The 4,349-nt window shown below is 65.7% G+C and carries 3 protein-coding genes; 2 read left to right on the top strand and 1 reads right to left on the bottom strand.

Features of this window, described 5'->3' with window-relative positions; genetic code table 11:
* The coding region (locus RT424_RS24000) for a cation:dicarboxylate symporter family transporter (RefSeq protein WP_313443359.1) at nucleotides 1-998 on the bottom strand (998 nt) is incomplete at its 3' end.
* Nucleotides 999-1,233: 235 nt separating this feature from the next.
* On the opposite strand from RT424_RS24000, the gene RT424_RS23995 reads away from it, so the two are divergent.
* Entirely contained in the window at nucleotides 1,234-2,946 is a 1,713-nt protein-coding gene (locus RT424_RS23995) for an ATP-binding protein (protein ID WP_313443357.1), read from the top strand.
* On the top strand, nucleotides 2,943-4,253 hold the full coding sequence (locus tag RT424_RS23990; RefSeq protein WP_313443355.1) for a sigma-54 dependent transcriptional regulator: 1,311 nt from the start codon (nucleotides 2,943-2,945) through the stop codon (nucleotides 4,251-4,253). The genes RT424_RS23995 and RT424_RS23990 overlap by 4 nt, the downstream gene beginning before the upstream one ends.
* Nucleotides 4,254-4,349 lie beyond the last annotated feature (96 nt).

Raw genomic sequence — 4,349 nt, 5'->3', positions numbered from 1 at the left:
ATGAACAGCGCGGCCAGGGTCATGTAGATATTGGTGCCGTCGAGGTTGAAGCTGTAGCCGGTGGGCACGACGAGGCCGACGATGCTCTTGGGGCAGCCCGCGCGCTCCATCTTCTCCATCAGCGAGGGTAACGCGCTTTCCGAAGAGGACGTGCCCAGCACCAGCAGAAGCTCGGCCTTGAGATAGGAAATCAGCGAGAAGATCGAGAAGCCCGCAAGCCGCGCGACCAGGCCCAGCACCACCACCACGAACAGCGCCGAGGTGACATAGAACGTCGCCACCAGTCCCACCAGATTGGCAAGGCTGCCCACGCCGTACTTGCCGATGGTGAAGGCCATGGCGCCGAAAGCACCGACGGGCGCGGCCTTCATGACGATCGAAACGAGCTTGAAGAATACCAGCGACACGTCTTCGAGCAGCGAAAGCGGGCGCGCGCCGCGATCGCCCAGCATGGCCAGCGCAATGCCGAAAAGAATGGCGATCACCAGGACCTGAAGGATATTACCCTCGGTCATGGAGGAGAGGAATGTGTCCGGGATCATTTCCATCAGGAACCCGGTGATCGACGTTTCGTGTGCCTTCTCTGAGTAGGTTGCGACCTTCGAGGCATCGAGCGTGGCAGGATCGATGTTCAGGCCTTGTCCGGGGCGAACCACGTTCGCCACGATCAGCCCGACGATCAGCGCCAGGGTCGAGAAGAAGAAGAAATAGCCGAAAGCCTTGCCTGCAACGCGGCCGACCGAGCGCAAGTCGCGCATCGAAGCGATGCCCGTGACGATGGTCAGGAAGATGACCGGCGCGATCACCATCTTGACCAGCTTGATGAAGGCATCGCCCAAGGGCTTGAGCGCTTCGCCCGTGGCCGGGAAGAAGTGCCCCAGCATCACGCCTGCCGCAATGGCGATCAGCACCTGCACATAAAGGTGGCCGTACCAACGCTTGGGCGCGGAGGATTCGAGCGCGTCAGACGCATCTGCGGGGTGGGCGGGAACATGCATGGTAAGGCCTTTCTTCCTCTCTCTGGCACGCTCGAGACTTATGCTCGACCACGTGCCACGCAGAAGCTGTTCGCTTTTTTGCTGCGGCCAAAGACATTTTTGCACTTGATGAAAATGGCTGATTTTCAAGCCCTGATAAGGTTTGCATAGGCCGTGCGAGAGCAGAAATCGGCACATTGCACTGCCGCAATGTGCCAAAATTTGCACATCCTGCGCCGTCGGCCTAAACAAGGGTGTGAAACGCCCGCACGTCATCTACTGGCTTGTCGCCGCTTTTTGCGCGGCCCTGGTCGCGGGAAGCGTGGCCGGAGAACTCGTGCGCCGGCGCGCCGCCTCGGCTTTCGCGCAATCCGTGGAGGCGGATGCCCGTCTCAGGCAAGCCTTGCTCGACAGCGAGATCGCCCGTTTCCGCCTGCTCCCTCAAGCTCTGGCCGACGACCGCGACGTCATCGCCGCTGCCGATGGAGCGCCAGGCGCAGACCGGCGCCTGAATGCGAAGCTGGAGGCTTTCGCGCATCGAATCGGTGCCTCCGCCATCTACCTGGTGGGCGAAGACGGCTTTGCGATTTCGGCCAGCAACTGGCGCGACGATCAGAGCTTCGTCGGGCGCGATTACCGTTTTCGCCGCTACTATCGCGACGCCCTGCGGCACGGCGACGGTGCCCAGTTCGCACTCGGCACCGTCAGCCATCGCCCCGGCCTCTACCTTGCGCGCAAGGCGGCCGGGGACTGCGTGATCGTCATCAAGCTCGATTTCGACCGTATCGAAGCGCAGTGGCGCACGGCGGGCGGCGAGACTTTCGTGACCAACCGCGACGGCGTAATCCTGGTCGCCAGTCGCCCGGACTGGCGCTTCGCCATGACCCACCCGATCGATTCCGCGCGGCAGCAGGCGATCGCCGGCGATGTCGGCATCGCCAACCTGATCCCGGCGCCCTACAGGATCGACCGCGACGGCCTTCTGCGCAGGCCCGGCGAGACGGCGCGGTTCCTGCTCGCCACGAGTCCGCCAAACCGCGACCGGTGGCGAGTCAATCTCGCCCTGCCCATCCGCGTCGCCGTCACCACGCCGATGCGCAGCGCGCAGGCGGTTGCGGCGATCCTCGCGTTCTTCACGGTCGGTGTTTTGTGGTGGCTCGCCCAGCGCAATCGCCGCCGCCGCGATCGGACCGCACTGCTGGAAACCGCCGTGGCCGAACGCACCGCCGAACTGCGCCGCGAGATGGAAGAACGCGCCGCGCTCGAACAGCGCGCAGCGCTGCTGCGCGAAGAATTGCGCCTGGCCAACCGGCTCGCCACGCTGGGGCAAGTTACCGCCAGCGTCGCGCATGAGACTGCGCAGCCCGTCGCCGCAATCCGCAACTACGCGCGCTCGGCGGAGCAATTGCTCGACCTCGGCGCCGAGGGGGAGGTGCGCGGGAACCTCTCCGCCATCGACCAGCTTGCCGAGCGCATCGGCGTGATCACCGCGCAGCTTCGCGGCTTTGCCCGCAAGGCCAGCGCCGGTGAAAGCGCGGTACCGCTGGCGGAAGTCGTGGACGGCGCGCAGTTGCTGCTCAAAGAACGCCTCGCCGCGCTGACTTTCGACATACCCGCGATTCCCGGAGAACTGAAAGTACGCGGCGACAAAGTCCGGCTCGAACAGATCCTCGTGAACCTGCTCCAGAACGCCACCGAAGCGCTGGGCGCCCGGCCCGATGCGCGCATTACCCTGGCGGTCGCCGTCGAGGATGAAAGGTTGCGCCTGACCGTTTCCGACAACGGCCCCGGCATCGCTCCGGAAATCTCTGAGCGCCTGTTCACCCCGTTCGCGACCAGCCGTGCCGAGGGTCTCGGTCTCGGCCTCGTGATCGCACAGGACATTGCACAGGAGTTCGGCGGCTCCCTGCGCCTCGTGCCGAGCGAAACCGGCGCCGCCTTCGAACTCTGCCTGAGACTTGCCCGATGACCACGACCAGCTCGACTCCAACCCGCATCGCCCTCGTCGAGGATGACGAGCATCTCGCCCGCTCGACCGCGCAATTGCTGCGCCTTGCAGACTTCGAGGTGGAGCATTTCCCCGCCGCCGCCCCGGCGCTCGCCGCCATCTCCGCCGACTGGCCCGGCGTGGTCGTAACCGACGTGCGCATGCCGCATGTCTCCGGGATCGACCTGTTCCGCCAGCTTCACGAACGCGATCCGGAACTGCCGGTGATCCTGGTGACGGGACATGGCGACATCGAAATGGCGGTGCAGATGCTCAAGGCCGGGGCCTGGGACTTCCTGACCAAGCCCTTCGCGCCCGACGCCCTGATCGCCGCCGTCAACCGCGCCGCCACCGCCCGCGCACTGACGCTGGAAAACCGCCGCCTGCGCAGCCTGGCCCAGGCCGAGGACGCCCCGGTGTTCCTCGGAGAAAGCCCCGCGATCCGGCGCCTGCGCGAGATGATCCCGGTCCTCGCCAATGCCGATATAGACCTGTTCATCGAAGGCGAGACCGGCACCGGCAAGGATCTCCTCGCCCGCCTGATCCACCGCTCGGGCAAGCGCGCACGCCAGCGCTTTCTGCCCATCGCCTGCGCCGGAATGCCCGAAACCCTCGCAGAGCCGCTGTTCACGGGTAGCGGCCATGCCGAACCCGGACTTGCCGCCTCGCATCGCGGCACGCTCTACCTCGACGACATCGATCGCGCGCCCGCGCCCTTGCAGGAACGCCTGCTGCCCTTCGTCGAACAGCGCGCGCTGCGCCGCCGGGACGAGGCCATGCCGATCGACGTGCGGGTGATCTCCACCAGCCAGACCGCCGCCGAAGGTCCACCGCCTACACTCCTGCCGCCGCTGTTCTACCGCCTCGCCGCGATGCGCCTCTCGGTGCCGCCGCTGCGCGAACGCCGCGAGGATATCGCGCCGCTCTTCGCCCGATTTGCCGGAGATGCCGCCAGCCGCAGCGGCCGCGACCTGCCGCCGGTGACCGCAACCGTACGCACGATGCTCGAACGCCACGACTGGCCTGGCAACGTGCGCGAACTCGCCAATTTCGCGGAACAGTTCGCGCTCGGCCTTGGCGAATCCTCACCCTCGCCCTCACCCTCCATAGCCAAGGGCCTGACCGAGCGCGTGGATGCCTTCGAACGCGAGGAAATTATCGCTGCCGTGCTCGCGGCGAACGGGGAGATCGGAGCCGCCATCCGGGCGCTCGATCTGCCGCGCAAGACGTTCTACTACAAGGTGAACAAGCACGGGATCGATCTCGGGGCTTTGCGCCAGAAAGGGTGAAGAAAAGGAAAAGCAGGGGAGCATAGCCCCCCTGCACCCCCGGGAATGTGGAGGACGCGCCCTACCTATCCGTTGTTCGCTCATGGCTGCGTCGGG

This window comes from Novosphingobium sp., assembly GCF_032093395.1.
Classification (GTDB): domain Bacteria; phylum Pseudomonadota; class Alphaproteobacteria; order Sphingomonadales; family Sphingomonadaceae; genus Novosphingobium.
The sequence above is the reverse complement of the archived record's forward strand: the minus strand, read 5'-3'. Positions and strand labels throughout refer to the sequence as shown.

Coding starts and splice junctions, on each gene's coding strand:
- RT424_RS23990 (WP_313443355.1), top strand. CDS start 2,943: ATGACCACGACCAGCTCGACTCCAACCCGCATCGCCCTCGTCGAGGAT.